Source organism: Leucobacter komagatae (assembly GCF_000834055.1).
GTDB classification, from domain to species: Bacteria; Actinomycetota; Actinomycetes; order Actinomycetales; family Microbacteriaceae; genus Leucobacter; species Leucobacter komagatae_A.
Genome location: NZ_JXSQ01000020.1, coordinates 34,474 through 60,912, shown reverse-complemented (window position 1 = coordinate 60,912; position 26,439 = coordinate 34,474). Strand labels below are relative to the sequence as shown.

Below are 26,439 nucleotides of genomic sequence, written 5' to 3'. Positions count from 1 at the left end.
ACTGCGCCGGCGTCACCGCGATGTCAGCCTGACCCAGGTAACGCGAGTCGTTCAGCAGACCATGAGCAAGCCACGACACCGCGACGTACTCCTTCGAGCGGTCAAGCTTGTCGGCAGGAACCTCAAGATTCCGAGTCACCTTACCGTCCTTGATGAACGTCTTGTAAGCGAAGTCCTCTTTCGCCCCAGCGTCAGCGCTCGAACCGTATTCCTTGACCCGGTCCTTCTCGATGATCCCGACGTACACGCCCTGATCATCCTTGCCGGTATCAGGAACATCAGCCGCAGCACGCAGCACGATGTTCTCGATCGTCGTCGACACCTGCAGACCCTTGGCAGAAGCATCGGTCACGGACGCCGAAACCTTCGCCTTCGGTGATTCGGGAACCGTAGTCGGCTTTTCGGTAACAGAGATGACTGTCTCAGCGGATACAGAGCTGAGGAAGAATGCGGGATCCGCTGGGGTGAAACTAGCGGTGAAGCTGTGGTTGCCGACGCCGAGATCGCTACCCAACGCGAGGGAAGCAGTGCCTGCCTCTACCTGCACTGGCGAACCGGCCGGGGAGCCGTCGCCGGAGAACGTCACTGTTCCGACAGCGTCGGCGGGGGCGACGTTGGCGCTGAGCGTGACCACTGAGCCTTCCTCGACCGAAGCTGCGGACGCGCTCAGCGTGGTGCTCGTAGCGGTCGGGGCCACAACGGGCTGGGCCACCGTGATCGGGAAGAACGCGTCGAGCGATCGTTCCGTCACCGAGAGACCGTGAGCGGCTGAAGTTGCGACGTGGTAGCTCTCTGCCGGGTCCAGCGTGTTCGCGGGAATGGTAAGCGTCTTCACGAAGCCGCCATCTTGGATATCCCGAGGCATCACCCACAGAAGGTCGTTCCAACCGTCCGAGATGAGTGGCCCTCCGCCAGCCCAAATGCTCGTCTTGCCCACCACTAGATAGGCACCATTGGCCGCAGCCGGACCAGTGAAGCCCGTCCCCGTGACGGTGAGAACGTTCTCGACGGTGGGGTCGAGGTTCTCGGAGGGTGAGACAGTGACAGAGGGCCCGTCAGCGGCCTGAGCGGCTGGGGTGACCATGAGCCCGCTCAGCACGACCAGCAAGGAGGTAACCAGAGCCAGGGCACTAGCCCCAATTCGACCAGAGTTTTTTACAAAGGTACTCACTACGAGTTTCTCCTATGATTCATTTGCGATCAGCACGGCCCCCCGCAGGGCGCACCCAAGTCGTACATCGGACCCAACTAAGGCTTACCTCAGTTTATCGTCAATTCAATAGTCTGACGAATATCATCTGATGATGCAAGTTCGGTGTGGGAGCTGAGTGTTTTTGGTGCAGACGCGCGATCGCTTTCGGCGCGCGCCTATGCTTGTTCCAGGCAGAAAACTACGGAGGTCAAGATGTCCACAATCGGCGAAGGCAACTACCCGTTCCAGCTCACCGAGAGCGAGTGGCGCGCACGTCTTTCCCCTGACGAGTACGCAATTCTGCGCGAGGCCGCAACCGAGCGGGCCGGCACAGGAGAACTCCTTGGCGAGTGGGGCGACGGGCTGTACTCGTGCCGCGGATGCGGTGCTGAGCTCTTCCAGGCGGGAACAAAGTTTGAGTCACACTGTGGCTGGCCGAGCTTCTACGACAGCATCAACCCTGATGCTGTCGAACTCCTTGAAGACACCACGCTTGGGCAGGTTCGCACCGAGGTCCGCTGCGCAAACTGCGGATCACACCTCGGGCACGTCTTCCCAGACGGCTTTGGCACCCCCACGGGGAACCGGTTCTGCATGAACTCGCTCGCGCTGGGGTTCAACGCTTCAGGGGCTTAAGGGCTCTGGGCTAGCCTCGCCAAATCGCGGCGGCGCTAGCCCTGTCCGAGCGGCTTACTCGGCAGCGCCGCGGTTATAACCGCGATGAGCGCAACCGCGGTACCCGCAACAAGGGCTGGCGTTAACCCGTCTGCCAAAGGGAAGCCAACCTCGAACGCGATCGCTGCAACGAGTTGCCCCGCGACGTTCGACATGCTCAACAGCAAAACACCTGCTCGCCTAACGAGAATTGCAGCGACAGCAATAAAAATCACACCGATAAATCCGCCGCAGTACAGCCAGAACTCACTCGGCCACTGCGTCGGCCATCCGCCAACGATCACTGACACCGTTGCGGCTGCGAGCAGCAGCACCGTGCCCACAACGAAGTTCATGAAAGTCGCCGTCATCGCGCTCTGTGCCGCCGAGCGTACGAGCCCGTTTACCATTGATTGCGCCGAGACCCCTACGCCAACAGCGACAGGTACCAGGACGAGCAGCACCAGTCCCGGATCAAAGCTTCCGACCACGGTAACCACGACCGCGACAATCGCGAGGGCGGCTCCTATGAGACGGGTCGGTGTGGCGAGAATCCGCCCCCCAGGGCCGAGCCCAAGCCTGTCCATGACGAGCCCGCCTGACACCTGTCCCGCAACAATGCCCACGGTGAAGAGCGCCACCCCCGTCACCGGTGCGATAAGGCCCTGACTGAGCACGAGGAAGGCCCCGCCGGCTCCGCCAAATAGCGCCCAGCGCGGAAGTCGTCCCGCGGCTACTTCATCGCGCATCCGCCGCAGCCCGGCTCGGCCTCTGCGGGATAAGGCCAGGGCAAGACAGATGACCACTAGACCGCCGCCAAACGAAATCGCAGCGGCGAGGAAACCGTTGCCCATTTCCTGGGAGAGCCCCCCATTGATGCGGGACTGCAGAGCTACGAGCACCCCTGCCAAGCCTGAACCGACGAGCGCTGCCGCGAGCTGCAATTTGGGGTGTGCCATTTTCCCCACTATATCCGAGAGGGAGCGTGGCCCAGGGGCGCCTCAGCTCCGTGGGTGGCTCCACAGCGGCTCACCCCCCAGGCGCCCGCGCAAGCTAGGGAAAAGGCGCCACCCTATCCCCGAAATCACTCACATCTCCATTGATATTGCAGATCCCAGAGATACGGCGGGCGCCGGGCGAGCTGGGCGCCGGGCGAGCCGGGTGTCGGGCAAGGCGGGGCGGAGCGCGGCCGGCCCGGAGTGCGGCCGGGCCGGAGCCTGCTGGAGCCGAGCGGGGGCCTTGCCCATACGCATACTCACAGGCGCCAGAATACGAACACAGAATGGCCCCGCCGAAGCGAGGCCATACCGTGTGAGCGACCGCGGCCGTTGGCCGCACGGGCTCTGGTCGCAGAACGCTTTGCGTCGTGCTGTGGAGCCCCCTATCGGACTCGAACCGATCACCTGCAGTTTACAAGGCTGCTGCTCTACCAGATGAGCTAAGGAGGCACTGGGACGGCCGAAGCCGCCCCTCCGATCTTACTCGGAAATTTGTTAGTCCGTTGCCACCTCAGCGGCGCTGGCCTGCTCGATCTCACCCTTGATCTTCAGCATGAAGGTCTCGAGCGAGCCGTCGCGTGCTTCATTCCACTGCTGACCGTTAACCAGGACCAGTGGTGTCGAAACGAGCCGCTGTGGCTTGTCCTCAGGCTGCAGCTCTGTAGCGCTCTGCGGCATGAGCAAGCGCTGCCCCTCTGCGAGGCCTGAGATACCCTCGCCGGCCTTCGTATAGTTCTCGCTGAAGAACGCGCTGAAGGGGCGGTCCTGGATGCAGCTCTTGAGCTCGCTCGTCGCCTCTGCGCCTGCGGCCTCAGCCTGCTTGAGCAGTTCCTTGTCGTCCAGACCCGGCGTGGCTTCTGCCGGCTGGACCTCAGGGCTGAGGAGACGCTTGTGCAGCTCGAACGCGACGTCTGGCTGCTGCTCAACGACACAGCCGAACGCGTTCGCCGCGCGTGTCGAGTACTTCGTGCCAAGTGACTGTCCGTCGAGGAAGTTGATCGGGTACACCGCGAGGTTTGCGTCGCCCGAACCAACATAGTTTTCGAGCATGACACCGTTTTGCGCCTCGAAGGCGCCGCAGGCCGGGCACATGTAGTCAACGTAGACGGTGACATCGAGCGGGAGCTCGTCGCGGTTCGTCTCCGGTGCGACACGCGCGTCCGACGGCTCGGCGAGCGCCTTCGATGGAACTACCTTCAGATCCTTCGTGAACACTGCGGCACCGGAAACCATGTTCTTCGGCCCGGGCCCAGCCGGCTTCAACGACTGCGCGAGGACGAGACCGACGATAGCAAGAATCGCGATAACGCCGATAACAACGCCACCCTGGATGTAGAGGCGACGACGCTTCTCGCGCTTCTTTTCCGCCTCGCGAGCAAGCCGAGCCTGCTCTCGGGCCTGCGTGCGTCGCTCATTTTTTGAGAGACGCGTCGTGGGGTCATTCGACATGGCTGTGTTTCCTCCTGGGATACATCTGTGTGCGATGCAGAGTCACAAGCTGCGCAGGTGCGCGGCCGCTACTTCTTCTTGGACCGGCGCTGCGCGCGGTTGGCTGGAGCCGCCTCGTCGGCGGGGACTTGCTGCCCGAACGCGCCGCGTGCGGTGGGCTGTGCCGGCTGCTTCGGGGAGCCCTTGGCGCCCTTTGGCTGCTTGGCGGCAGCGCCACTCACCGCGGGCGTGCCATCGACATCCGGTGCGGTGTAGCTGAGCTGGGCCTCATCGGGCTTCGTCTGCTCGTCGAGTCCGCCGCCCTCGAGGTGCACGTGGCCTTCGTGGCCCGGCAGGTTCGGTCGGACCTGCACCTCGAGGTTGTAGAGCAGACCAACGGATTCTTCCTTGATCTGACCCATCATGCCCTCGAACATGGTGAAGCCCTCGCGCTGGTACTCAACGAGCGGGTCACGCTGCGCCATTGCGCGCAGGCCGATGCCCTCCTTGAGGTAGTCCATCTCGTAGAGGTGGTCTCGCCAGCGGCGGTCAATCGTTGTCAATACGACACGGCGCTCAAGCTCACGCATAGCCTCTTCGCCGAGAGACTCCTCGCGCGCACTGTAGGCGACCTCCGCGTCGGAGAGGATCTCACGCCGCAGGAAGGCCTTGTCGACACGACCGTTGGGCGCTTCAGCCACGACCTCGTCGACCGTGAGGCCCGTTGGGTACAGCTGCTTGAGATCGGACCAGAGCGCGTCGAAGTCCCAGTTCTCGTCGACGCCGTGAGAGTCGAGGATTGCGTCGATGGTCTGCTCGCGGAACGCGATGACCCTTCCCTCAATTTCTTCACCGTCGAGGATCTGTGCGCGGTCGCTGTAGATCGCCTTGCGCTGCCGGTTGAGCACGTCGTCATACTTGAGCACGTTCTTGCGGATCTCGGCGTTGCGCGCCTCGACCTGGCTCTGCGCGCTCTGAATGGATCGGGTGACCATCTTGGACTCGATCGCGAGGTCGTCGGGGAAGCCCTCACGGTTCATGAGTGCAGCCGCGGCTCCCGAGTTGAACAGGCGCATGAGGTCGTCGGCGAGCGACAGGTAGAAACGGCTTTCGCCGGGGTCTCCCTGACGGCCTGAACGACCACGGAGCTGGTTGTCGATACGGCGCGACTCGTGGCGCTCGGTGCCGAGGACGTAGAGGCCTCCGGCTTCGGTGACCTTCGACGCCTCGCCTGCTACGGCCTCCTTGACCGCCGCGAAGACCTCGTCCCAGGCTGCCTCGTAGGCTTCGGGATCGTCCTCGGTGGAGAAGCCGCGGGAGGCCATCTCCTGGACCGCGAGGAATTCGGCGTTGCCACCGAGCATGATGTCGGTACCGCGGCCAGCCATGTTTGTGGCGACAGTGACGGCTCCAAAGCGGCCTGCCTGCGCGATGATCGCTGCCTCACGCGCGTGGTTCTTCGCGTTGAGGACTTCGTGGCGTACGCCCTGCTTCGCGAGCTGGCGCGAGAGGTACTCGCTCTTCTCGACGCTGGTGGTGCCGACGAGGACGGGCTGCCCGTTCTTGAAGCGCTCGGCGATGTCTTCGACGACCGCCGCGAACTTGGCTTCCTCGTTCTTGAACACGAGGTCTGCCTGGTCGATGCGCTGCATCTTCTTGTTCGTGGGGATCGGCACCACGCCGAGCTTGTAGGTCGACATGAACTCGCCGGCCTCGGTCTCGGCGGTACCGGTCATTCCGGAGAGCTTGTCGTACAGGCGGAAGAAGTTCTGCAGGGTGACCGTGGCGAGCATCTGGTTCTCAGCCTTGACCTGCACGCCTTCCTTCGCCTCGATGGCCTGGTGCATGCCCTCGTTGTAGCGGCGCCCGGCGAGGATACGACCGGTGTGCTCGTCGACGATGAGCACCTCGCCGTTGAGCACGACGTAGTCCTTATCGCGGGTGAAGAGCGCCTTCGCCTTGATCGAGTTGTTCAGGAACGAGATCAGTGGCGTGTTCACCGACTCGTAGAGGTTCGTGATGCCGAGGTGATCTTCGACCTTCTCGATGCCAGGCTCGAGCACGCCAACGGTGCGCTTCTTCTCGTCGACCTCGTAGTCGACGCCGGCCTCAAGGGTCTTCACGATGCGAGCGAACTCACCGAACCAGCGGTTGCCCTCACCTGAAGAGGGTCCCGAGATGATGAGCGGGGTACGCGCTTCGTCGATGAGGATCGAGTCAACCTCATCGATGATGGCGAAGAAGTGGCCGCGCTGAACGCGCTCGGCCGAAGTGCTCGCCATGTTGTCGCGGAGGTAGTCGAAGCCGAACTCGTTGTTCGTGCCGTAGGTGACGTCAGCGTCGTACTGCTTGCGACGCTCCTGCGGGTCCTGACCGGAGACGATGCAGCCCGTCGTAAGCCCGAGCGCGCGGAATACGCGCCCCATGAGTTCACTCTGGTAGCTCGCGAGGTAGTCGTTGACGGTGACGATGTGGACGCCCTTGCCAGCGAGGGCGTTGAGGTACGCGGGCATCGTCGCGACGAGCGTCTTGCCCTCACCGGTCTTCATCTCGGAGATATTTCCGAGATGAAGGTTGGCGCCACCCATGACCTGCACGTCGAACGGGCGCAGCCCGATGGTGCGCTTGGCTGCCTCTCGCACTGCCGCGAAGGCTTCGGGGAGCAGGTCGTCGAGCGACTCTCCCGCCTCGAGCCGCTTGCGGAAGTCGCTGGTCTCCTCGCGCAGCTCCTCGTCGCTGAGGGCCTCGAAGGTAGGCTCGAGGTCGTTGACGGTCTTGGTCAACCGCTCCAGCTTTTTGAGGGTGCGTCCTTCGCCGACGCGAAGGATCTTCTCGAGGACTGTCGCCACGTTGTGTCTCCTGTACGGTAGTGCACGATGTGCTGCTGAGCAGGGCATCGTCGTTGCCTAATTGTGACAACTCCTCAGCTTAGCAACGGCTGTGGACCTTGCGCTGGGAATTCCTCCCTTAATTTGAATGATTCAAAATAAGGGCTACAATGGAAGCATGCCCGTCACGCACCACGCCACCGAGTCCGCCGCCAGGCTGAACGCAGCTGGCTTGCGCTCAACGGCGCCGCGTCGCGCCGTGCTCGACGCACTCCAGCCGGGCGGGCACCTCGACGCGAGCGAGCTCTACGAGCGCCTCCGAAGCGAACTCCCCGGCACCTCCATCCAGGCGGTTTACGGCGTACTCACAGCGCTTACGGAGGCAAACCTCGTGCGCCGGATCACTCCGGCAGGCGGATCCGCTCGCTACGAGGCGCGCGTCGGTGATAATCACCATCACCTCCTCTGCACCTCGTGCGGCAGGCTCGAGGACGTGCCGTGCGCTGTTGGCGCTGCCCCGTGCCTCACGCCGTCGAACGATCACGGCTTCGAGATCACCGCGGCGGAAGTCACATTCCATGGGATTTGCGCCAGCTGTGCAGAGGCTAAGAAGAGCGTATGATTCCGTTCCACATCTTTCCTGTCCACCTCAACCCCCACGAAATGAGAAACCATGGCTGAGAAGAAGATTCTGACTACCCAGACAGGCACCCCTGTCCCGAGCGATGAGCACTCGCTCACCGTTGGCCCAGACGGCCCCACCGTTCTGCACGACCGCTACCTCCTCGAGAAGCTCGCAGCGTTCAACCGCGAGCGTGTCCCCGAGCGCAACCCACACGCCAAGGGCGGCGGCGCATTCGGCGAGTTCGTCGTCACCGAAGACGTCTCGCAGTACACCCGCGCTGCCGTGTTCCAGCCAGGCGCCAAGTCCGAGACGCTCATCCGTTTCTCGTCGGTTGCAGGCGAGCAGGGTTCGCCCGACACCTGGCGCGACGTGCGTGGCTTCTCGCTTCGTTTCTACACAAGCGAGGGCAACCTCGACGTCGTCGGCAACAACACCCCGACCTTCTTCATCCGCGACGGCATCAAGTTCCCTGACTTCATCCACTCGCAGAAGCGCCTCGGCGCATCGGCTCTCCGCGACGCCGATATGCAGTGGGACTTCTGGACCCTGTCCCCCGAGTCGGCTCACCAGGTCACCTACCTCATGGGCGACCGCGGCCTGTCGAAGAGCTGGCGCCACCTCAACGGCTACGGCTCGCACACCTACCAGTGGGTCAACGCCGAGGGCGAGCGCTTCTGGGTGAAGTACCACTTCATCTCGCAGCAGGGCGTTGAGCGCCTCTCGCCAGAGGAAGCGGAGAAGCTCGCGGGCACCGACGCGGATTACTACCGCCGCGACCTGTTCGAGGCAATCGACCGCGGCGAATTCCCGTCATGGGACGTCTACGTGCAGATCATGCCGTACGAGGAGGCCAAGACCTACCGTTTCAACCCCTTCGACCTCACGAAGACCTGGGCAAAGGCGGACTACCCCCGCATCAAGGTGGGCACGTTCACACTCAACCGCAACCCGGAGAACTTCTTCGCACAGATCGAGCAGGCAGCGTTCTCGCCCGCGAACCAGGTGCCCGGCACCGGCATCTCACCGGACAAGATGCTCATGGCTCGCGTGTTCTCCTACGCTGACGCGCACCGTCACCGCATTGGTACCAACTTCAACCAGCTCCCGGTGAACCAGCCGACCGCTGGCGAGGTGAACAACTACATGCACGAGGGCAACATGCGCTACCACTTCAACAGCGCAGAGCACCGCACCTACTCGCCGAACTCGTACGGCGCTGAGGGCGGCCCCGTAGCTGATCCGCACGCCGGCGTTGAGGCGAGCTGGGAGTCTGACGGCTCGCTCGTTCGCTCCGCGCACACGCTCCGCTCGGACGACGACGATTTCGGCCAGGCTGGCACGCTCTACCGCGACGTGTTCTCCGCTGAGGAGAAGGCACGCTTCCACGAGGTGCTCGGCGGCCAGGCGAAGTCGATCACGGTCGACCGCATCCGCGAGCAGTTCTTCGTCTACTGGACGAACGTTGATGCAGAGCTCGGCGCACTCCTGCGCGCCAACTACGCAGCCTAAACGCATCGCGTAGAAACGGGGTCATCCGCAAGGGTGGCCCCGTTTCCGCGTTTTCAGTGGTCGATCTGAAATGATGGGCTCGTGCAGCATTCCCCGAGACCTGCGTCCGTGACGCCCGAGCAAGTACTCGTCGTGCTGCCGACCTATAACGAGCGAGCAACCCTCGGGACGGTTGTCGCCGACGTACTGCGTGTGCGGCACACCCACGTGCTCGTCATTGATGATGCGAGCCCCGACGGCACGGGCAGGGTCGCAGACGCGCTTGCAGCGGGAGACGACCGCGTAACCGTGATGCACAGGCCCGCAAAACTCGGACTCGGCACGGCATATCTTGCTGGTTTTCGGATCGCACTCAAGCGCGGCTTCGCCTTCGTTGCAGAGATGGATGCTGATGGGTCGCACCGGCCCGAGGATCTGCCAGCGCTGCTCGCCGCCGCACGGGGTGGCGCCGGCCTTGTCATTGGCACGAGATGGATGCCAGGGGGCGAGATTGTGAACTGGCCCCTCTACCGGCGGATGATCTCTCGCGGGGGAACCGGATTCGCCAGGAGGGCGCTTCGCTCTGAGCTTCGCGATCTCACGAGTGGCTACCGTGTCCTGTCGAACGAATGGGTCACCCGCCTCGGCCTCGACGACGTCGATTCGGAGGGGTACGCCTTTCAGGTCGAAACCGCCGCGATGCTCGAGCGACTCGGCTGCCCTGTCGTAGAGGTTCCCATCACGTTCGTCGAACGAGCCGCAGGTCGATCGAAGATGTCGTTCAGGATCGGGTGGGAGGCGTTCGTAAATGTGCTCCGGTGGGGACGCGAGCTGCGTAGGCCTTCCGTGTCGCGGACCGCGCCGCGTGAGGAGCCCGCACAGGGCTCAGTGCGCTGACAGACGGAAACGGCCGGCCGTTAAGCCCGGCCGGCCGCATCCCTACTGCTGTGTGCGTTATTCCTCAGTGAGGGAGATCACGCCGTAGTTCCAGCCCTTGCGACGGTACACAACGCTCGGCTTGTCGGTCTCAGCGTCGATGAAGAGGAAGAAGTCGTGCCCGACGAGTTCCATCTGATCCACGGCCTCCTCAACCGGCAGGCGCTCAGCCGGGAATTCCTTCGACCGAATCACTACCGGGCTGTAGTCCTGCTCGGGCTCTGCCACAGCTGGTGTAGCGCCATTCGCGACCGCGTCGATCACTTCGGCAGATGCGGGCCGCAAGTCGACGACGGCAAAGTCGTTCGCCGCTGCGTCGCCGAGTGAGATTCGACCACGACCACGGTGGTCCTGCGCGCGATCCTTCGAGCGACGAATTCGCTCGAGCACGCGACCGTATGCGATGTCGTAAGCGGAGTACTTGTCGGGGCCCGTTGACTCTGCGCGGATTACCGGGCCTGGGCCGACGAGGGTAATCTCCACGCGATCGCCGTGCTTCGGGCTCTTGTCACTCAGCCGCGAGACACGCACCTCGAAGGCCTGTGCTTTCGGGAGCAGCCCCGAAACCTTCTCGGTTTTCGACTCGACGTATTGCTCGAATCGATCCGTAATCTCGACATTCCGACCGTGGATGCTGACGTCCATGACGACCTCCCAGGTGACTCAGGCGGGTGGGCCAGTGTGGCGCACCACTACGCCTTTCTCGAACATTACCCTCTTTCCCCTGTGAGGTTCCACTCAGTTTTTTGTGGCAGGTCCTTCCGCGGCGAAACGCACAGGCAAACCGCAAGAACCACGCGCGCCCCAACCGCCTCAATCGCCTCGACCGCCGACCGCATTGTTGCCCCGGTCGTGACGATGTCGTCAACGAGCACAACTGACCGCCCAGCGAGCCCTCGTGCGGCGCCCGAGCGCACCGCAATGCGCCGCGCATTGCGCTCGCGCTCGACAGGTCCGAGCCCCACCTGGCCCGTCCGTCCCCGAAGGTACGGAGGGCATCGCAGTAGTCCAGCGGGAGCCGGCCAACTCGAATAGCGCGGCGCACGAGTTCGTGGATGTGCCGCCACCCACGGAGCCGAACCTGGCGCGGTCTTGATGGCAGCGGCACTACGATCGGCGGGGCTTCAGAGCCAAGCTGAATGCATGCTCTCGCGACATATGCACCTTCGGGCACGTCGACATATTCCCCCTCGGGCACGCTAGGAGGATTGTGGGGAACGGGGAGCCCAAAGGGCGAGCCGTCGGGCGCTTCTGCGGCGTGAACACGCGTCAGGGCCGCGGCAAGCAGGAGCGCAAGCCGGTGCCCGAGCGGCCTCACAAAGCCATGCGCACCACCGTGCTTATAGGCGAGGAGTACGCCCCTGATCGGCCCGTCGTAGCGAGCCGCAGCGAAGCACGGTGCGCCAATACCCTCAACGGGTAGGAGCGGCTGACGTCCCCTCCGCCGAAGCACAACGGACACGCAGTCAGGGCACAGGTCGCGGTCCGACGCTCCGCACCCAACGCAAGAGGTTGGCCAGAGGAGGGCGAGCAGGTCACGACCGAGCACGCTCACGCCGCCAAGCGCTCGAGCGCCGGGAGAGGCGGCTGCGGCGGGAAGGCGCTGGTGGTGCTGGTGCATGCCCCCACTCTGCCTGCCGACCTCAACAGCAGGGCGCGAATGTGGCGAGCGTGGACAGGAGCCGGGGCTTGGCGCAGCTGTGCACGCTGTGGAGAAGACCTCGGGGACGCTAGCCGCGCTTTGCGAGCAACTCCATGTCAGACATCGTCCGCTGCCAACCACTGGCCCCCTGCGGCGCAAAGAGTTCCCCTGGGGCAGTCAGCACCCGGACCTGCGTTCGGCTCCCACCGCCGAACACCTCACGCGCGTCCGGCACGGACCCCTGCTCGGTGGCGAACACTCCGGGGCCGCCGACGGTCACCTTGCCTGCGCTGCCCTGCTGGGTGAGTGCGACAAACCGCTGTTGGTCGATCCAGTCGAAGTCGAGCGCACCGCCGTTCGCCCACATCTCAATATCCGCCTCTTGAGTGAGCGCCGTCGGTGTCCCCGTGCTGTCGCGAATGACACCCCCGACCAGCACATAACTCTTCGCACCGTCGTCCACGAGCACCCCGACGAGGCTGCCGCCAGGCGAGAGCCGCACCGCCCGCACGTCGAGGCCCTCGAGCCAGGGTGCGCGCAATTCGTGTTGTGTGCCGGCCGCTGAGGCGATCTTGATGATCGTCGGATCCGCTGCAGAGGTCGACCAAGCCCACAGGTCATCGTCGACGCTCGGTGCAAGCAGCTTGTCTCGCGCGTCAACGAGTGCGGTGAAGCCGTCTTCGACGATGCTCACACCCGCCCCTGATCGCACCGCAGCAACCGTCTTCGAGCGCGAGAGAGCGACGGCGTCACCGTCTAGCGCCTCAAGCGCTGCGCTCACGCCGCTCACGGGCTCCAGCCCCGCTGTCGTGATCACACCAAACTTCCCGTCCACCGTGCCAGCGAGCTTCGCGCCCGGCTGGTTTGGCGAGATGGGGGATGCTTGCCCGGTTGCGTCGCGGACCGGTGTTCCCTCGACAAGCAGCTCGACCCTGCTCACGCCAGGGACGGTGTGCAGACTCGCCTGCAGCTGCGCGAGGATCTCCTGTTGCGCCTCGGGGTTGTTCAGCCCCTCCCCCTTGAGATCAACGCGGGCGAGACCGTTCTCGACGGGTACGGCGGTCTTCGTGAGGCTCACCCCCTGCGGGAACCCGGATCGGACGACCTGCTCGAACCTGGCGCTCGGACCCTCGATCAGCGCGCCAACAATCTCCGTTGAGAGCGCAGCGCGCGACAGGAACCAGCGCGTGTCGGGAACGAGGCGGTTCTCTGGCCCGAGGAAGCTGAGCTGGTGCTGCGACCAGATCGCCTCAAACGTCGAGCGGTCAAGAATCACACCCGCCGGAGCGGAGGATATCCGCCACTCGTTGCCGCTCCTGGTGAACTCGAAGCGGAGCTCCGTGCTCTCGCCGACCTCCGTTGGGAGCAAGCGCCCATCAGGCTCGACCTCCGCGACGACGGAAAGCGAAAGCATCCCCGCCTGGTCACCATCCTGGCGATACGGTCGTGACCCCTCCCAGATGAGCACCCCGAAGTACGGATCCCACTGGCTCGCGTACTCGGCGGTGAGATACTCTCGCGCGACCGAGTAGTCGTCGCTCGGCGAGTTCGCCGCGGTGAGAAACCCGCGCACGAGCTCTTCCTGCGTCGCGCCCGCTGTCGGCCCGAATGCGCTGAACTGCACGAGCTGCTCAGCCTGGTTGATGTCGGGCAGGCCAGGCTGCACACCGCCAGAGCCCGGAATCCCCGCGCAGCCCGCGAGCGTGATCGCTGCGATGAGCGCGACGCATGCGGCGGGTGCGGCGCGCCTGAACGTGACGGACTTGCTCATGCTTTGCCCTCCTTCGGCGCACGGATGCTCCTGCGGAACGGCCGGCGCAGCCAGCCACCTGTTGTGTCCCGATTCTTGGCGCCGTCCGCGATCTCTTCGGGAATCAGCGGGAGCGGTGACATGTAGTCGGTAATGTCCTCGTGCCTGGGAACGGTGAGCCGGAAGTTGCTGCCGAGCCCCTTCTCGGACCACACCTCAAGGAACCCGCCGTGCACCGCGGCGTCCTCACGCGCAATAGCGAGCCCGAGTCCAGTCCCGCCAAGGGTACGCTTCCGCGATGGATCCGCGCGCCAGAAGCGGTCAAAAACGTGCTCAGCGTCGGCGGCCGTCATACCGATCCCCCAGTCACGCACCGCGATCGCAATCGCGTCGGGGTTCGAGTCGACGGTCACGACGATCGGCCGGTCCTCACCGTGTTCGATCGCGTTGCCAACGAGGTTCGAGATGATCCGCCTGATGCGTCGCGCGTCTACGTCGACCGGGGTGTAGCCGCCGAGGGGCCGGACCTCGATGAGGCTCGATGACAGTGGCCTGAGCGAGCTCACCACCTCGTCGACGAGGTGAACGAGGTTCGTCGGCTCCGTCTCCAGCGTGACTCGCCCCGCGTCGTAGCGGGAGATCTCGAGGAGGTCGGTGAGGAGCGTCTCAAAGCGCACCACCTGCGCGCTGAGCACCTCAACGGCTCGCTGTTGGCCGGGAGCCAAAAGTTCCTGCTGCCCGTCGAGTACCGCACTCGCAAGCCGGATCGTTGTCAGCGGGGTACGGAGCTCGTGGGACACATCCGACACGAAGCGCTGCTGCATGACCGAGAGCTCGTCAAGCTCACGGATACGCGCCTGCAGTGTGTCGGCCATGTCATTGAAGCCGTCGGAGAGGACGTCGAAGTGTTCGTCGTGCTGGCGCGGCATGCGCGCATCGGTCTCGCCGCTGGCGAGCCGCCTGCTCGTATCGGCCGCGACACGGATGGGCCTGAACACGATGCGCGATATTACCCAAACGAGCACCCCGATAAACAGCATCATCCCTGCGGCCGTGAGGAGCAGCGTGCGCTGCACAAACGACAGCGTCTCCGACGTGTCAGACAGGTCGTAGCCGATGTACAGATCGAATACCCCTGCCCCTGCAGGGAACTTCAGTGAGGAACCGACGACGATGCCCGGCGCAACCTTTGAGTCTTCACCGCGGAAGGTGACCGCCTGCCAATACTGCGGCTCTTCCGCGACGAGCACCGCCGTCGACAGCTCCTCGCTCACCGCCTGGCTGAGCGCAGACGGTGTGCTGGCGACGGGCGACAATTCGGGGAATGACGCCTGGTTCTGCTGCCTGCGGATGTCGATCATCTGGCTCGCTGAGGTGTCTTGCACGGTGCGCAGCACGCTCGTGAGCAGCGACTGCAGGCCCCCGCGGTCTGCGGGGTCGAAGGAGTCGATGATGCGTTGCGCCTGCACCGTTGCGCGCGCCGAATCCTGGAGCGCCTGATCGCGGCGTGACGAATAGAGGTCGTTGCTCACGCTCGTGAGCAGGAACACGCCGGCCACCGCGATCATCGCCCCGGTCACCAGGCCGGTGATGGTCATGGTGCGCACCATGAGCGAGTTGTTCCAACGCCCCCGGAACGGCCCAAGCACCGGCTGCGAGAACTTGATCCAACGGAGCCTGAGTCGTCGCCAGGCGTGTGTGGCGCGCCTCGGCCGTTTCGGCTCGCTCATCTCGCCGATCTACTCTGCGCGGGCACCAGCGCGGTAGCCGACCCCGCGCACGGTCGTCACAATAGTCGGGCGGTCAGGGTCGACCTCGATCTTGGCCCGGAGGCGCTGAACGTGAACATTCACCAGGCGTGTGTCTGCCTTGTACTGGTAACCCCAGACCTTCTCGAGGAGCACCTCTCGGGTGAATACCTGCTGCGGTTTGCGTGCAAGGATCGCGAGCAGGTCGAACTCCAGCGGAGTAAGCGCGATGACGTCGTCGCCGCGGCGCACCTCGTGCCCGGCAACATCGATCTGAAGATCGCCGATCGTGAGCGACTCGTTCGTCTCCTCCTGCGGCTCACGCAGTCGGGCCCGAATGCGTGCGATGAGTTCAGCCGGGTTAAACGGCTTTACGACGTAGTCGTCAGCGCCGACCTCGAGGCCGCGAACCACGTCGCGGGTGTCTGTGCGGGCCGTGAGCATGATGATGGGCACACCCGACTCCGCGCGGATCTGCTCGCACACTCCGATACCGTCGAGCCCTGGGAGCATCACGTCAAGCAGCACCAGGTCGGGCCGGATCGCGCGGAACTGCTCGACGGCCTCAATTCCGTCGTACGCATGCTCCACAAGGAATCCCTCGCTCTGCAGCACCATACTCAGCATCTCAGCGAGTGCTCTGTCGTCATCCACTACGAGGATTCGTGCGCTCATGTGCCTATTATGACTGGTCAGCCTGACAAACGCGCAACCGCATCCCCTCTAAGGAGTGGAGCGGCTAGAAGTGGTCGAACCTTCCGGGCAGCAGCTCCCACGGCTCGCGCCCGAGATACTCGCATACGGCGCGGTAGACGCAGTGCTCCACGAAGTACTTCCGGTGCTCGTCATCGTTCACGTGCAGCCCGCGTGCGCGCTGGATGGGCATCCGATAGAGCATGATGCTCTTGGCGCGGCGATCCACCGCGTAGAGCATCGGCATCCCACTCTCCCCCTTGCCCGTCGGCACCGTCTGGAATCCGATCTGCACGCCGCGGAGCTCAGCGGGGAAGGTGTGCTGGAGGAACTCGACGGCAGCGCGGGCGTCCGCTTCGAACCGCGCCACACGGCTCGCAGGGTTCGCGAGCGCAGGTCCGGTCAGCGAGGAACGAATCGGACGCCGGCCATGCCTGGTCGCCTGTCCGGCGGTGCGGGGGCTCCGTGAGGTCATACAACCATCCTAGGGTGACTCGCGAAGCGGTGCGCTCCGGCGCTGGCGGATCAGCCGTGCGGGCGCACGCAGCCTGTGCGCTGCTATCGGGTGTAAACCGTGAGGTCGCCCGTGTGCTCGGCGCGAGGCATGACCGGATACCCGGCGAGCGTTCCGCTACCGAGCATGCGAACCCCGGCCCAGACGGGCTCGGTGCTCGTGATCGTTCGTTGCCCGGTGCCCTTCAACGCAACGGCGGCCCCTGGTGCGACGGTGACGTTTTCCTCCGTGCCGCCCGTGACCGTCACCTCGGCTGGGGTGTCTCCCACGTTGGCAACGATGAGCGTTGCGCCTGAGACGACAGGTGCGGGCGTTGCAGCACCGGCCGCGATCTCACTGGCGGGCGCGAACCACTGAAAATCGTGAGTCTCACCCGAGTTCGCGGATCCCTCGACACCAGCGAACACCGGAACGTCAGCCTCGACGACGACTGCCGTCGCGTCGTGTGGCCACGTCTCAATGGCGAGGCTCGCAACCGTGCGCGACGCGAGCTCGACCGTGCCGACTTCGGTGCGCTCGCCCTTCGCGTCAATCGCGTAGACGCCCGCAGTGCCAGCAGCGTCACCGGGAGTGATCACGTTGACCTGCACCGGGAAGCGGTCTGCCGGGCCGGTGTCGCTCGGGACTTCTTCGTGGTCGTGCGCATCTTCGTTTGTCACGCCAGGAATAACAACCCGCTGCTCTGCACGCAGCTGTCGCGTCACGGTCGAAGCGCCAACGGGCACGATCCCATCAACGCGCGCAACGGCGAGGCTCGCCGCCACCGGGGCACCCGTGCTCGTGACGCGGACAGCGAGACGCTCACGGTTCGGCGCATAGCCGTTCAGCGAGACAAGCTGCTCGCCATTCGGTGCAACGATCACGCCCGAGGTCTGCACGGCATCAATCTCGCCGTTCTCGTCAAATACCGAGATCTGGACCGTTGCCGGGACCTCGCTCGCATTCCCAAGGCTCAGGGTCGTCGAGAGACCGAGTGTGCTGCCGCCGCCAACGAGCCACTGCTCGTTCACCGGTTCGACGCAGGCGTTCGCCACGACACCCGAGAGCGTCGGGGTGCCAATTTTTTGTGTCTGCGCGGCCGCGAGCGCTGATTCCGATGGGCCAGTGAGCACGCGCGCGCCGCTCGCGTTGCTGCCCTCGGCGCCGCTTCCGGCGAGCGTGGCGAGTTCGCCGTCGCCGCTCACGAGCACGGAAGCTTCACCCACGGGCACGGCAACATCCGGCCGAGTCGGGTCGGCCCCGAGTTCGGGGAATGCGCCCGCGCAAACTACGTTGCGCTCGCCCGCCTGGGTGGTGTTCACCTGCAGCGCGTGTGGCGCCCGCTCAACGGCTGGCAGCTGCGTGGTGCTGAGCAGCAGCACACCGGCCGCCGCAGCACCGGTGATCACGAGTCCGGTGAGCGCTCGCGCACCACCACGGACGAACTTCTCGCTCTTGCTCATCGCTCGTCTCCGTTCTCTCGCTCGTCGCCGTGCGCGTCTGCGTCGTCTGTGTCGTCTGCTGGAGCCGAAGCCTGTTCCGGTGCCGCGACCTGAGCTGCGTCGGACTCAGCCGGTTCTGGTGTGGACTCGGTGGGCTCTGGCTCCACCGAGGCAGGCTCATCCTCGGTGAGCTCTGCCACCCCTGCTGGCGTCTCCGTGACCGCTGGCTCAGCCGTCTCGGCTGGCGCAGCTGGCTCAGCCGTCTCGGCTGGCTTAGCCACATCAGCTGGCTCAGCTGGCTCAGCGGGAACCCCACCGTGCAGGTCGTCTGCCTGTGGTGCGCCGTCTGTGTCCTCCGGCGGCGTGTCTGGCACGTCGTCGAGTGCGGCGGCTGCGGCTGCGCCAGGCTCAGCCGCTGGCGCACCAGCGGTGACCGAGGCAGCGGCGCGCTGTTGCTTGCGTCGCTGCGCGCGCGCACGAACACGCTTCGGCCGCTTGCGCCGCTCCGGTCGCTCGACAACCTCACCGGTCGGCAGTGCGAGCAGCAGCATTGCGAAGATGAGGACGATCTGCACCGTCCACACGGTCTGCCCGCCGAATGACGTGCCGACGAGGGCAGCGGAGTCGTCACCGCTCTCGTCCCCGCCGTTCGCCGCCTCGGAGACGCGCCACAGCAGGCCCTGCTCGGTCGCTCCGACGCTCGCAAGTTCGGGGTGCTGATCGAGCGTGCGCTGCAGCTCGGTTTCGCCGGTCGGGTCGCTGCCTTCGGCGAGCAGCACATAGTGCACGCGCTCCGCGTTCAGCGCTTCTCCAACGCTCCCGCCGCCGATGCTCGCGAGCGCCGCGACGAGCTCTGCAAGCCGCTGGTCTGCCGCGTCCGGGCCGGAAATCCGTGCGGCGGTGCGCAACTCGTCGAGCTCGAGCCCCTCACCCGTGATGATCTCCGCACGCAGCGCATGCTCGCCTACGGCGCTGACGACAAGTGTTCTGGTGTTGGGGTTTTGCTCACCAGCGACCTGCACGAGCGCCGGCATTCGCTTCTCGCCTGGTCCCATCGGCACGTTGCCTGTTGCGAGGCGCACGGCGATAGGCCCTGCGGCGACGACGGCCGCGACGAGCGCGACGGCGACGATCGCAGGGGCTGCGCGTCGAGCCGTCTCCGCACCGAGGGCTGCGAGGCCAAGCACGGCGAGCCAGTAGAGCACGAGTCCCGACCCTGTCCACACGGCAACGGGCACGTCGCCGTCGCTCGTGAGCATGAGCTGGCTCGACGCAGCGGCAGTGACGATGCCGAGCGCGCCGATGAGCGCGTGCAGGATCGTGACGGCAATTCGTCCCGTGTACAGTCCCAGCAGCGCGAGTAGCGCGAGGGGGAGCATGAGGACGCCAACAAGCAGCGTGGCCGGAACCCCGCCCAGGCCGATCGAGTCGAAGATCCGCGCCCAGCCGTCAAGCCCGAATTCGGGGAAGCCGAGCAGCAGATGCCAGGTCGTTCCCGGGGTGTATGGCAACGAGATGCCCGGGTCTGCGAGGAGGTCGAGCGGGCGACCGTCGGAGATCGTGGCGATGATTTTCGGCGCGAAGAGCACGAGGGGTGCGATTGCCACCGAGAGCACCCGGAGCGCGCCGCGCACGCTCGAGAAGACGCCGACGAGCAAGAATATGAGCGCGACAGGGAGAAGTACCGGAGCTGCGGCCAGCGCGACAGCGGCAAGCAGTGACGCGGTTCCCGCCCAGCTCCATGATTCCCGGCAGCGGGTGGCTGCGAGCAGCAGCCACGGCATGACGACGGCGAGGATCAGGGTCGTCACCTTGCCGGAGGCAATGGATCCGAGGAGCACCGGGCTCAGCGCGAACCCGAGAGCCAATACGGCGCGCGCCCCGGCGGACTCGGTGAGCTGCGCTGACCAAATCCATGCCCCGAGTGCGGCGAGCGGAATGGCCACGACGAGCATGAGGACGAGCGCGTGCGATGGGTTCCAGAAGGTCACGGAGCCAAGCACTGCGAGCACCCAGGCGAACGGATCGGCGGGGACGCCGTCGATGGTTCGGGTGTGGTGCCAGAGGTCACCGATGGGGCTCAGGGGCGCCATGCCGCCGCCGAAGAGACTGGTCTGGGCGATCGCCCACCAGGTGAGGCCGATCGCGATGATCGTCGACACTGCGAGGACGGCGAGCCCACCTGACGACACGAAGGAGAGTTCGCGTGGCACTCTGCCCTGCGCGGCGAGGATCGCCTCACGGTCGATCATTCGTGCGGTGCGCACGGTCTTCGGGTCGGTGCGCAGAGGTCGCACTGCCGCCCATCCGACCCTGGCGGATCGTTTCACCCGTTTCCGCGAAGCAAGCAGCGATTTGGGTCGGAAGAACACCGTGAGGGCGGCTACGAACTCCCCGAACATGTGCCCGGGCTGCTCCCTGATGAGCGCCCAGAAGACGCGAGCGATCGCGAGCAGGGGAAGCGCAAGCCACATGAAGAACGCGGGGAATGCTGGCGCGTACGCGATCCGCCTGTGCAGATGCGCGGTTCGGGCCTTCCGGTGCGCGGTGCGCAACACGCCGCGCGAGCGGTCAATGTGTGGCCCGGCCACGCCGCTGCGGGCGAATCGGACGCGCGACTCCGGCGACACTTCGACGCGGTAGCCAGCGAGGCGGGTGCGCACGCAGAAATCGAGGGCGTCGTCGTAGCTCGTGTACGCGGGGTCGAAGCCGCCGAGCTCGTCCCAGACGTCACGGCGAACGAGCATGCCGACGGGCCCTACGCCGAGCACATCCTCGAGGTGGTCGTACTGCTGTTGATCGAGTTCTTGGCGGCGCAGCAGCCAACGCGATCCGGTGGCCGTAAGGCTCTGCCCGAGCTCGATGATGCGTTCGGGGTGATCCCAATCGACGAGCTTCGGGCCGGCGACAGCGACCGACTGCGCGCGCTGCACACTCGACAGGATGCGTTCGAGCGCTTCGGGCTCGGGGCACGAGTCCTCCGCGAGCAGCCAGATCCACTCTTCTGCCGGGTTCTGGCCCGGTGCGACCGCGGTGAGCGCAGCCTCAACGGCCCGACCGAACGGCACACGTGAGGGGATCCCGAGCACTCTCGACGCTTGCTCGCCGCCGAGGTTCGCGGTGACGAGTTGGGTGCCGACGCGCTCACTTCCGCCGTTATTCACGGCGATGATGGCGTTCGGACGGCGCGTTTGAGAAGCGATCCCGGCGATCGTCTCGTCGAGCCACTCCCCACCCTGGGAAGCGACGATGACGGCGGTTACTGTGCTGCGCATAACGCCGTCAGTCTAGGTACGAAGCACGGTTTGAAGCTGAAGCCATGCCGTGCAGCGCAAAGCTCAGCCAGCTTCGCGGCGCAGCTTGCGGCGTTCCCGCTCGGAAAGCCCGCCCCAGATACCGAATCGCTCGTCATTCTCAAGTGCATACTCGAGGCAGTCGGAACGGACCTCGCAGCTCTCGCAAATGCGCTTCGCTTCGCGGGTTGACCCGCCTTTTTCTGGGAAGAACGACTCTGGGTCGGTCTGTGCGCAGAGCGCGTCGGACTGCCAGGCAAGTGCCTCGTCCTCTGGCGTACGGCGAATACCTGGGGTTCCGAGAAATACCGGGTCGACGAACCAGTCGCCGGGCACGCGGGGCCCTGATGTGTGTTCCATGAGCGCGCCCCCTTTCTCAAGATTTCTCTTTTGCGACGTTGACACGCCGCTTTCTCCAATAATTACACCCTTGTCATTCGCTTCATGTCAAGCTGGGAAGTGTAAACCCTCAAGTTGCCATTGAGGGTCAGTGGAGCGAGGTGTGTCGCACCTCTACACTGGAGGGCATGGGTGATTCTCTCCGCGTCGCGTCGGTAAACGTCAACGGCATCAGGGCCGCATACCGCAAGGGCATGGGTGATTGGCTCGCTGCGCGCGACGTCGATGTCCTTGCTTTGCAGGAGGTGCGCGCCCAAGACGAGCACCTCGAGGAATTCCTGGGAGCGGCCGGTTGGCATTGGCTGCACGACCCATGCGAGATCAAGGGACGCGCTGGGGTCGCTATTGCGAGCCGCGTGCCGTCGCTCGCACACCGCGTCGGGCTCGGCGGCGCCGAGACCCAGGAGCAGGTGCAGTCGTCCGGCCGCTGGCTCGAAGCTGACTTCGCGTTCGGAGACTCGCAGCTCACTGTGGTGAGCAACTACACGCACTCCGGCGAGGTCGACACGCCGCGGCAGGAAGCCAAGTGGGCGTTCCTCGACGCCATGGGCGTGCGCATGCACGAGCTTGCGGCGGAGCGAGATTTCGCCGCGATCGTCGGCGACTTCAACGTTGGCCACCGCGAACTCGACATTAAGAACTGGAAGGGGAACCGCAAGAAGAGCGGCTTCCTGCCCCGCGAGCGCGCCTACTTCGACCGCTTCTTCGGCCCGCGCGGTGAGACCGTGACGGGCGTCGACGGCTCCGAGGGAGAGGGCTACGGCTGGGTCGACGTCGGGCGCACCTTCGCGGGCGAGGTCGAGGGACCATACTCATGGTGGTCCAACCGCGGTCAGGCGTTCGACAACGACACCGGCTGGCGCATCGACTATCACGTCGTCACGCCCCAGCTCGGCGAGCGCGTCATCGACTACACGATCGACCGCGCAGCCTCATACGACACACGATGGTCCGACCACGCTCCCGTCGTCGTCGATTACCGCATCTAACGCCCCCTGGCAGCAGCGCGGCCACCACACACTTACAAGAAACGCAGTTACAACACCATGAGCGATACCAAGCCAGTCATTTTTTCCGGGATGCAGCCCTCGAGCGATTCCCTCCAACTCGGCAACTTCATCGGAGCACTCAGCCAGTGGACGAAGATGCAAGAGGACTACGACGCGATCTTCTGCGTCGTGAACATGCACGCAATCACCGTTCCGCAGGACCCACAAGGCCTTGTTGAGCGCACCCGCCGCACCGCGGCGCAGTACATCGCCGCCGGGATCGACCCGGCGAAGTCGACGCTGTTCATCCAGTCACACGTCCCCGCGCACGCCCAGCTCGCGTGGGTGCTGAACACCATCACCGGGTTCGGCGAGGCCAGCCGCATGACCCAGTTCAAGGACAAGTCGCAAAAGAACGGCACTGACGCTGCGTCCGTTGGCCTCTTCACCTACCCGGTGCTCATGGCCGCCGACATTCTGCTCTACCAGGCGGAGACGGTGCCCGTCGGCGAGGATCAGCGCCAGCATGTCGAGCTCACCCGCGACCTGGCGAACCGCTTCAACTCGCGCTTCGGCGACACGTTCGTGGTGCCGGAGGCGCAGATCCCCAAGACCGTCGCGAAGATCTATGACCTCCAGAACCCGACTGCGAAGATGTCGAAGTCTGCTGAGACGGAGGCGGGGCTCATCAAGGTGCTCGACCCAGCCAACGTGACGAAGAAGAAGATCATGCGAGCGGTAACCGACGACGGGACCGAGATCCGCTTCGATCGGGCGGAGAAGCCCGGCGTCTCCAATCTCCTCACGATCCTCTCGGTGCTCGGCGAGCGCTCCGTGGCGTCGCTGGAAACCGAGTTCACTGGCAAGGGCTACGGCCACCTCAAGCAGGCCGTTGCCGAAGTCGTCGAAGAGACGCTTGCGCCCGTTCGCGCCCGCACCGAGGAGCTCATGGCGGATCCAGCCGAGCTCGACCGGCTGCTCGCCCGCGGTGCGGAACGCGCGAACGACATCGCCAACAGAACACTCGATCTGGTCTATGAGCGCGTTGGCCTGATGCGTTAGAGTTCAGACTCATTCGCTCCAGGGGGGGGGTCGCGATATGCCAGAGACCAATGTTCTCGTAGTTGACGACGATCCGGACGTCGCGCTGCTCGTGCGCACCGTGCTCGAGCGCCGTGCTGGGTGCACCGTGATGGTGGAGCACAACGGAGAGCGTGCGCTCGCCCGCGCGCTCGAAACCACGCCAGACGTCATCGTCACCGACATCGAGATGCCTGGACTCAGCGGAATCGACATGCTTGAGCAGCTGCGAAAGCAGTTGCCAGGCGTGCCGGTCATCGTGATGACCGCACACGTCTCGGTCGAATACGCTGTCTCGGCGCTGCGGGCGCAGGCCGACGAGTTTCTCACGAAACCGCTCGACAACGCCCGCCTCGTCGAGGCCGTAACCCGGCTCGCCGCAGAGGGGCGTGCGAGGAGCACACAGCGACGCCCGGAGCGCGTGCTCGCCATTGGCGCGCACCCCGACGACGTCGAAATTGGCGCGGGCGGGATCCTCGCCGCGCACGCAGCGGCAGGCGACAGCATCACCGTGCTCACCCTCTCGCGCGGCGCGCGCGGCGGCGACGCCACGAGCAGGCAGTTCGAGTCACTCGCCGCAGCGGAGTTGCTTGGCGCACGGCTGTTCCTGAAGGACCTCATCGATACCGAAATCCCGAGCGGCGGGCCGAGCGTGCGCCTCATCGAGGAGGTGGTGCGCGAAGTCGACCCGACGGTCGTGTACACCCATTCGGGCCATGACAGGCATCAAGACCACCGCGCCGTGAGCGAAGCGACGATCGTCGCCACGCGGAACGTTGGAACCGTCGCCTGCTACCAGAGCCCCTCGGCGACGATTGACTACCGGCCGACGAGGTTCGTGCGCATCGAGCAATTCCTCGACCGTAAGCTCGAGCTGCTCGCCTGCTTCGGCTCCCAAACCGCGAACCGCGATTACCTCTCGCACGACTTCGTTACCGCGACGGCGAGGTACTGGACGCGGTTCGGCGGTGGCACCGCGGTCGAACCCCTCGAGGTCGTGCGCGAAAGCACCGAGCTCGCGCAAAGCTATGAGCACCTGCGAATGGAGAACTGATGTCGACACGCGTACTCGTTACCGGGACGGGCGGGCCGGCAGGAGTTGCCGTCGTGCGCTCGCTGCTGCGCAGGGCAGACCTCACCGTCTTCTCGGCCGACATGGACGGCTGGGCGAGCGGCCTCTACCTCGTGCCAGCCGAGCAGCGACGGCTCGTGCCGCCCGGCAAGGATGCCGGCTTCGTCGAGGCAATCTCCGCCATCGTCGCGGCCGACGCGATCGACATCGTGATCTCGACCGTAGACGTTGAGCTCGAGGCGCTCGCTGACCGGCGCGAAGAGCTCGCGCCGGCAGTGCTCGCCGCTCCCCCGTCGCAGACCCTCAGGGTATGCCTCGACAAGCTCGCGCTCGCCGAACGCTGCGCTGAGACCGGTCGCGCGCCGCGCACGGTACTCGCCGGCCAGGCCGCACTCGCGACAGAGTGGGAGTTTCCGGCGTTCGCGAAGCCGCGGCAGGGCGCTGGCAGTCGCGGAATTCGCACGGTGCCCGACCGCGCAGCGCTTGCGGCGCTTCCGCTCGATGAGGGCCTCATCGTGCAAGACCTGCTGCCAGGAGAGGAATACTCCGTCGACGTCATCGCGGATGCGGCCGGTCACGTCGTCGCCGCCGTTCCCCGCACGCGAGCGCGTGTCGACTCCGGCGTCGCGATCGCTGGCCGCACGGTTCGCGACCCAGAGCTTGAGGAGACGGCCGCTGCTGTTGCGCGCGCGATCGGCCTCGTTGGTGTCGCGAACGTGCAGCTGCGCCGCGACCGCGATGGGCGAGCGATGCTCCTCGAGGTAAACCCGCGCTTTCCCGGGGCGCTCCCGCTCACGATCGCCGCTGGCGTCGACATCCCGTCCCTGGTCGTCGACCTGTTCCTCGGAAAGCAGCTGCCGGAGCGGGTCGAATTCCGCGAGCTCGCCGCCGTCCGCTTTCTCGAAGACATCACCGTCGAGGTGAGCGAGCTCCTCGAATCCGCGCACGCCGGCCACCAGGACGACGCATGAGCGGGGCGCTCACGCGTGGCGACTTCCACGTGCACTCGACGTTTTCCGACGACGCGAGCTCAACGCTTGCGGAGAACGTCGCAGCGGCGCACGCCGCAGGCCTCGATACGGTTCGCCTCGTCGATCACGTGCGGGCGAGCACCACCTGGGTGCCCGACTACGTTGCGGCGGTGGCAGCCCTCGACGTCCCCGACGGGCTGACCGTGCTCACGGGTGTTGAGACCAAGATCCTCGACAGCTCAGGATCCCTCGATCTCCCGCCGCTGCCACCCGGCATCGACCGCATCCTCATCGCCGATCATCAGTTCCCCGGCGACGCGGGGCCACTCTCCCCTGGCGAAGTACGCGAGCGGATCGCAGCTGGCTGGCCGGCAGCCGAGGCGCTCGAGATGCTCGTCTCTGCGACGCTGCTCGCGATGACACGCCACCCAGGCAATCAGCTCGCACACTGCTTCTCGATCCTCCCGAAGCTCGGGCTCAGCGAGGCGGAGCTTACCGACACCCAGCTGTCAGCGCTCGCGCAGACCGCTGCCGCGACCGACACTCACGTTGAAGTGAACGAGAAGTGGGGGTGCCCGGGGCCCCGCGCCGTCGCCGCCCTGCACGCGGCGGGTGCAACCGTCGTCGCCTCAACCGACAGCCACGATGCCGGCAGCGTTGGCCGCTACGAGCGCGTTCGAGAGATCCTGTCGGCCGCGGGGGCAGGATCGTGAACGGC

At 65.3% G+C, this 26,439-nt stretch carries 22 protein-coding genes and 1 tRNA gene; 9 read left to right on the top strand and 14 right to left on the bottom strand.

The window, feature by feature from the left end; all coding sequences use genetic code 11:
• Positions 1-1,171 (bottom strand): Ig-like domain-containing protein (locus SD72_RS12745; protein ID WP_232299766.1); only part of this gene is annotated, 1,171 nt, incomplete at its 3' end.
• A gap of 234 nt (positions 1,172-1,405) precedes the next feature.
• Here SD72_RS12745 and msrB point away from each other — a divergent pair.
• Positions 1,406-1,828, top strand: a complete 423-nt coding sequence (gene msrB, locus SD72_RS12740; protein WP_042544841.1) for a peptide-methionine (R)-S-oxide reductase MsrB — start codon at positions 1,406-1,408, stop codon at positions 1,826-1,828.
• A 35-nt stretch (positions 1,829-1,863) separates the two neighbouring features.
• Here the strand turns inward: msrB and SD72_RS12735 are convergent, their stop codons facing one another.
• From SD72_RS12735 to secA, 4 genes are all read right to left on the bottom strand, one after another.
• Complete coding sequence (locus SD72_RS12735) at positions 1,864-2,805, bottom strand: DMT family transporter (protein ID WP_042544840.1); 942 nt, start codon at positions 2,803-2,805, stop codon at positions 1,864-1,866.
• A 413-nt stretch (positions 2,806-3,218) separates the two neighbouring features.
• Positions 3,219-3,294: transfer RNA gene (locus SD72_RS12730), tRNA-Thr, on the bottom strand.
• A 45-nt stretch (positions 3,295-3,339) separates the two neighbouring features.
• Entirely contained in the window at positions 3,340-4,293 is a 954-nt protein-coding gene (locus SD72_RS12725; RefSeq protein WP_042544839.1) for a DsbA family protein, read from the bottom strand.
• 68 nt (positions 4,294-4,361) lie between these two features.
• On the bottom strand, positions 4,362-7,121 hold the full coding sequence (gene secA / locus SD72_RS12720; RefSeq protein WP_042544838.1) for a preprotein translocase subunit SecA: 2,760 nt from the start codon (positions 7,119-7,121) through the stop codon (positions 4,362-4,364).
• 157 nt (positions 7,122-7,278) lie between these two features.
• Here secA and SD72_RS12715 point away from each other — a divergent pair, with 157 nt between their 5' ends.
• The 3 genes from SD72_RS12715 (at position 7,279) to SD72_RS12705 (ending at position 10,110) form a co-directional block, all read left to right on the top strand.
• Positions 7,279-7,722, top strand: a complete 444-nt coding sequence (locus tag SD72_RS12715) for a Fur family transcriptional regulator (protein ID WP_042544837.1) — start codon at positions 7,279-7,281, stop codon at positions 7,720-7,722.
• 51 nt (positions 7,723-7,773) lie between these two features.
• Positions 7,774-9,234 carry a catalase gene (locus SD72_RS12710; protein ID WP_042544836.1) on the top strand — a complete coding sequence of 487 codons (1,461 nt, stop codon included), beginning with the start codon at positions 7,774-7,776 and terminating at the stop codon, positions 9,232-9,234.
• A gap of 81 nt (positions 9,235-9,315) precedes the next feature.
• Positions 9,316-10,110 carry a polyprenol monophosphomannose synthase gene (locus tag SD72_RS12705; RefSeq protein ID WP_042544835.1) on the top strand — a complete coding sequence of 265 codons (795 nt, stop codon included), beginning with the start codon at positions 9,316-9,318 and terminating at the stop codon, positions 10,108-10,110.
• A gap of 57 nt (positions 10,111-10,167) precedes the next feature.
• Here SD72_RS12705 and hpf read toward each other — a convergent pair whose 3' ends face one another.
• The 9 genes from hpf to SD72_RS12660 all read right to left on the bottom strand — a co-directional run bounded on the left by hpf (position 10,168) and on the right by SD72_RS12660 (position 21,570).
• Positions 10,168-10,794, bottom strand: a complete 627-nt coding sequence (gene hpf, locus SD72_RS12700) for a ribosome hibernation-promoting factor, HPF/YfiA family (protein ID WP_042544834.1) — start codon at positions 10,792-10,794, stop codon at positions 10,168-10,170.
• A gap of 65 nt (positions 10,795-10,859) precedes the next feature.
• The gene (locus tag SD72_RS18315; RefSeq protein ID WP_269745589.1) at positions 10,860-11,066 is read right to left on the bottom strand and encodes a ComF family protein; all 207 of its coding nucleotides are present in this window, start codon (positions 11,064-11,066) and stop codon (positions 10,860-10,862) included.
• 813 nt (positions 11,067-11,879) lie between these two features.
• Complete coding sequence (locus SD72_RS12690; RefSeq protein ID WP_042544833.1) at positions 11,880-13,562, bottom strand: GerMN domain-containing protein; 1,683 nt, start codon at positions 13,560-13,562, stop codon at positions 11,880-11,882.
• Positions 13,559-15,271 carry an MtrAB system histidine kinase MtrB gene (gene mtrB / locus SD72_RS12685; RefSeq protein ID WP_052492668.1) on the bottom strand — a complete coding sequence of 571 codons (1,713 nt, stop codon included), beginning with the start codon at positions 15,269-15,271 and terminating at the stop codon, positions 13,559-13,561. Before mtrB ends, SD72_RS12690 begins: the two co-directional genes overlap by 4 nt.
• A 9-nt stretch (positions 15,272-15,280) precedes the next feature.
• Positions 15,281-15,964 (bottom strand): MtrAB system response regulator MtrA, encoded by a 684-nt coding sequence (mtrA, locus tag SD72_RS12680; RefSeq protein WP_042544832.1) that lies wholly within the window; start codon positions 15,962-15,964, stop codon positions 15,281-15,283.
• Positions 15,965-16,028: 64 nt separating this feature from the next.
• A complete protein-coding gene (locus SD72_RS12675; RefSeq protein WP_042544831.1) occupies positions 16,029-16,457 on the bottom strand; it encodes a metallopeptidase family protein in 429 nt (142 codons plus the stop codon).
• Positions 16,458-16,540: 83 nt separating this feature from the next.
• Positions 16,541-17,938, bottom strand: coding sequence for a DUF5719 family protein (locus SD72_RS12670; RefSeq protein WP_042544830.1), 1,398 nt, complete (start codon positions 17,936-17,938; stop codon positions 16,541-16,543).
• Complete coding sequence (locus SD72_RS12665) at positions 17,935-21,192, bottom strand: glycosyltransferase family 2 protein (RefSeq protein ID WP_084767195.1); 3,258 nt, start codon at positions 21,190-21,192, stop codon at positions 17,935-17,937. The genes SD72_RS12670 and SD72_RS12665 overlap by 4 nt, the downstream gene beginning before the upstream one ends.
• Positions 21,193-21,255: 63 nt before the next feature.
• Complete coding sequence (locus SD72_RS12660; RefSeq protein ID WP_084767194.1) at positions 21,256-21,570, bottom strand: WhiB family transcriptional regulator; 315 nt, start codon at positions 21,568-21,570, stop codon at positions 21,256-21,258.
• A gap of 167 nt (positions 21,571-21,737) precedes the next feature.
• Here SD72_RS12660 and SD72_RS12655 point away from each other — a divergent pair, with 167 nt between their 5' ends.
• Genes SD72_RS12655 through SD72_RS12635 form a run of 5 tightly spaced genes read left to right on the top strand, consistent with a single transcriptional unit; the run spans position 21,738 to position 26,434 of the window.
• Complete coding sequence (locus tag SD72_RS12655) at positions 21,738-22,598, top strand: exodeoxyribonuclease III (protein ID WP_042544829.1); 861 nt, start codon at positions 21,738-21,740, stop codon at positions 22,596-22,598.
• A 57-nt stretch (positions 22,599-22,655) separates the two neighbouring features.
• Positions 22,656-23,660, top strand: coding sequence for a tryptophan--tRNA ligase (gene trpS, locus SD72_RS12650; RefSeq protein ID WP_042544828.1), 1,005 nt, complete (start codon positions 22,656-22,658; stop codon positions 23,658-23,660).
• A 37-nt stretch (positions 23,661-23,697) separates the two neighbouring features.
• On the top strand, positions 23,698-24,732 hold the full coding sequence (locus SD72_RS12645; protein ID WP_042544827.1) for a response regulator: 1,035 nt from the start codon (positions 23,698-23,700) through the stop codon (positions 24,730-24,732).
• Positions 24,732-25,721: an ATP-grasp domain-containing protein gene (locus SD72_RS12640; protein ID WP_042544826.1), complete on the top strand. Its 990-nt coding sequence runs from the start codon at positions 24,732-24,734 to the stop codon at positions 25,719-25,721. The genes SD72_RS12645 and SD72_RS12640 overlap by 1 nt, the downstream gene beginning before the upstream one ends.
• A complete protein-coding gene (locus tag SD72_RS12635) occupies positions 25,718-26,434 on the top strand; it encodes a PHP domain-containing protein (protein ID WP_042544825.1) in 717 nt (238 codons plus the stop codon). Before SD72_RS12640 ends, SD72_RS12635 begins: the two co-directional genes overlap by 4 nt.
• The last annotated feature ends 5 nt before the right edge of the window (positions 26,435-26,439 follow it).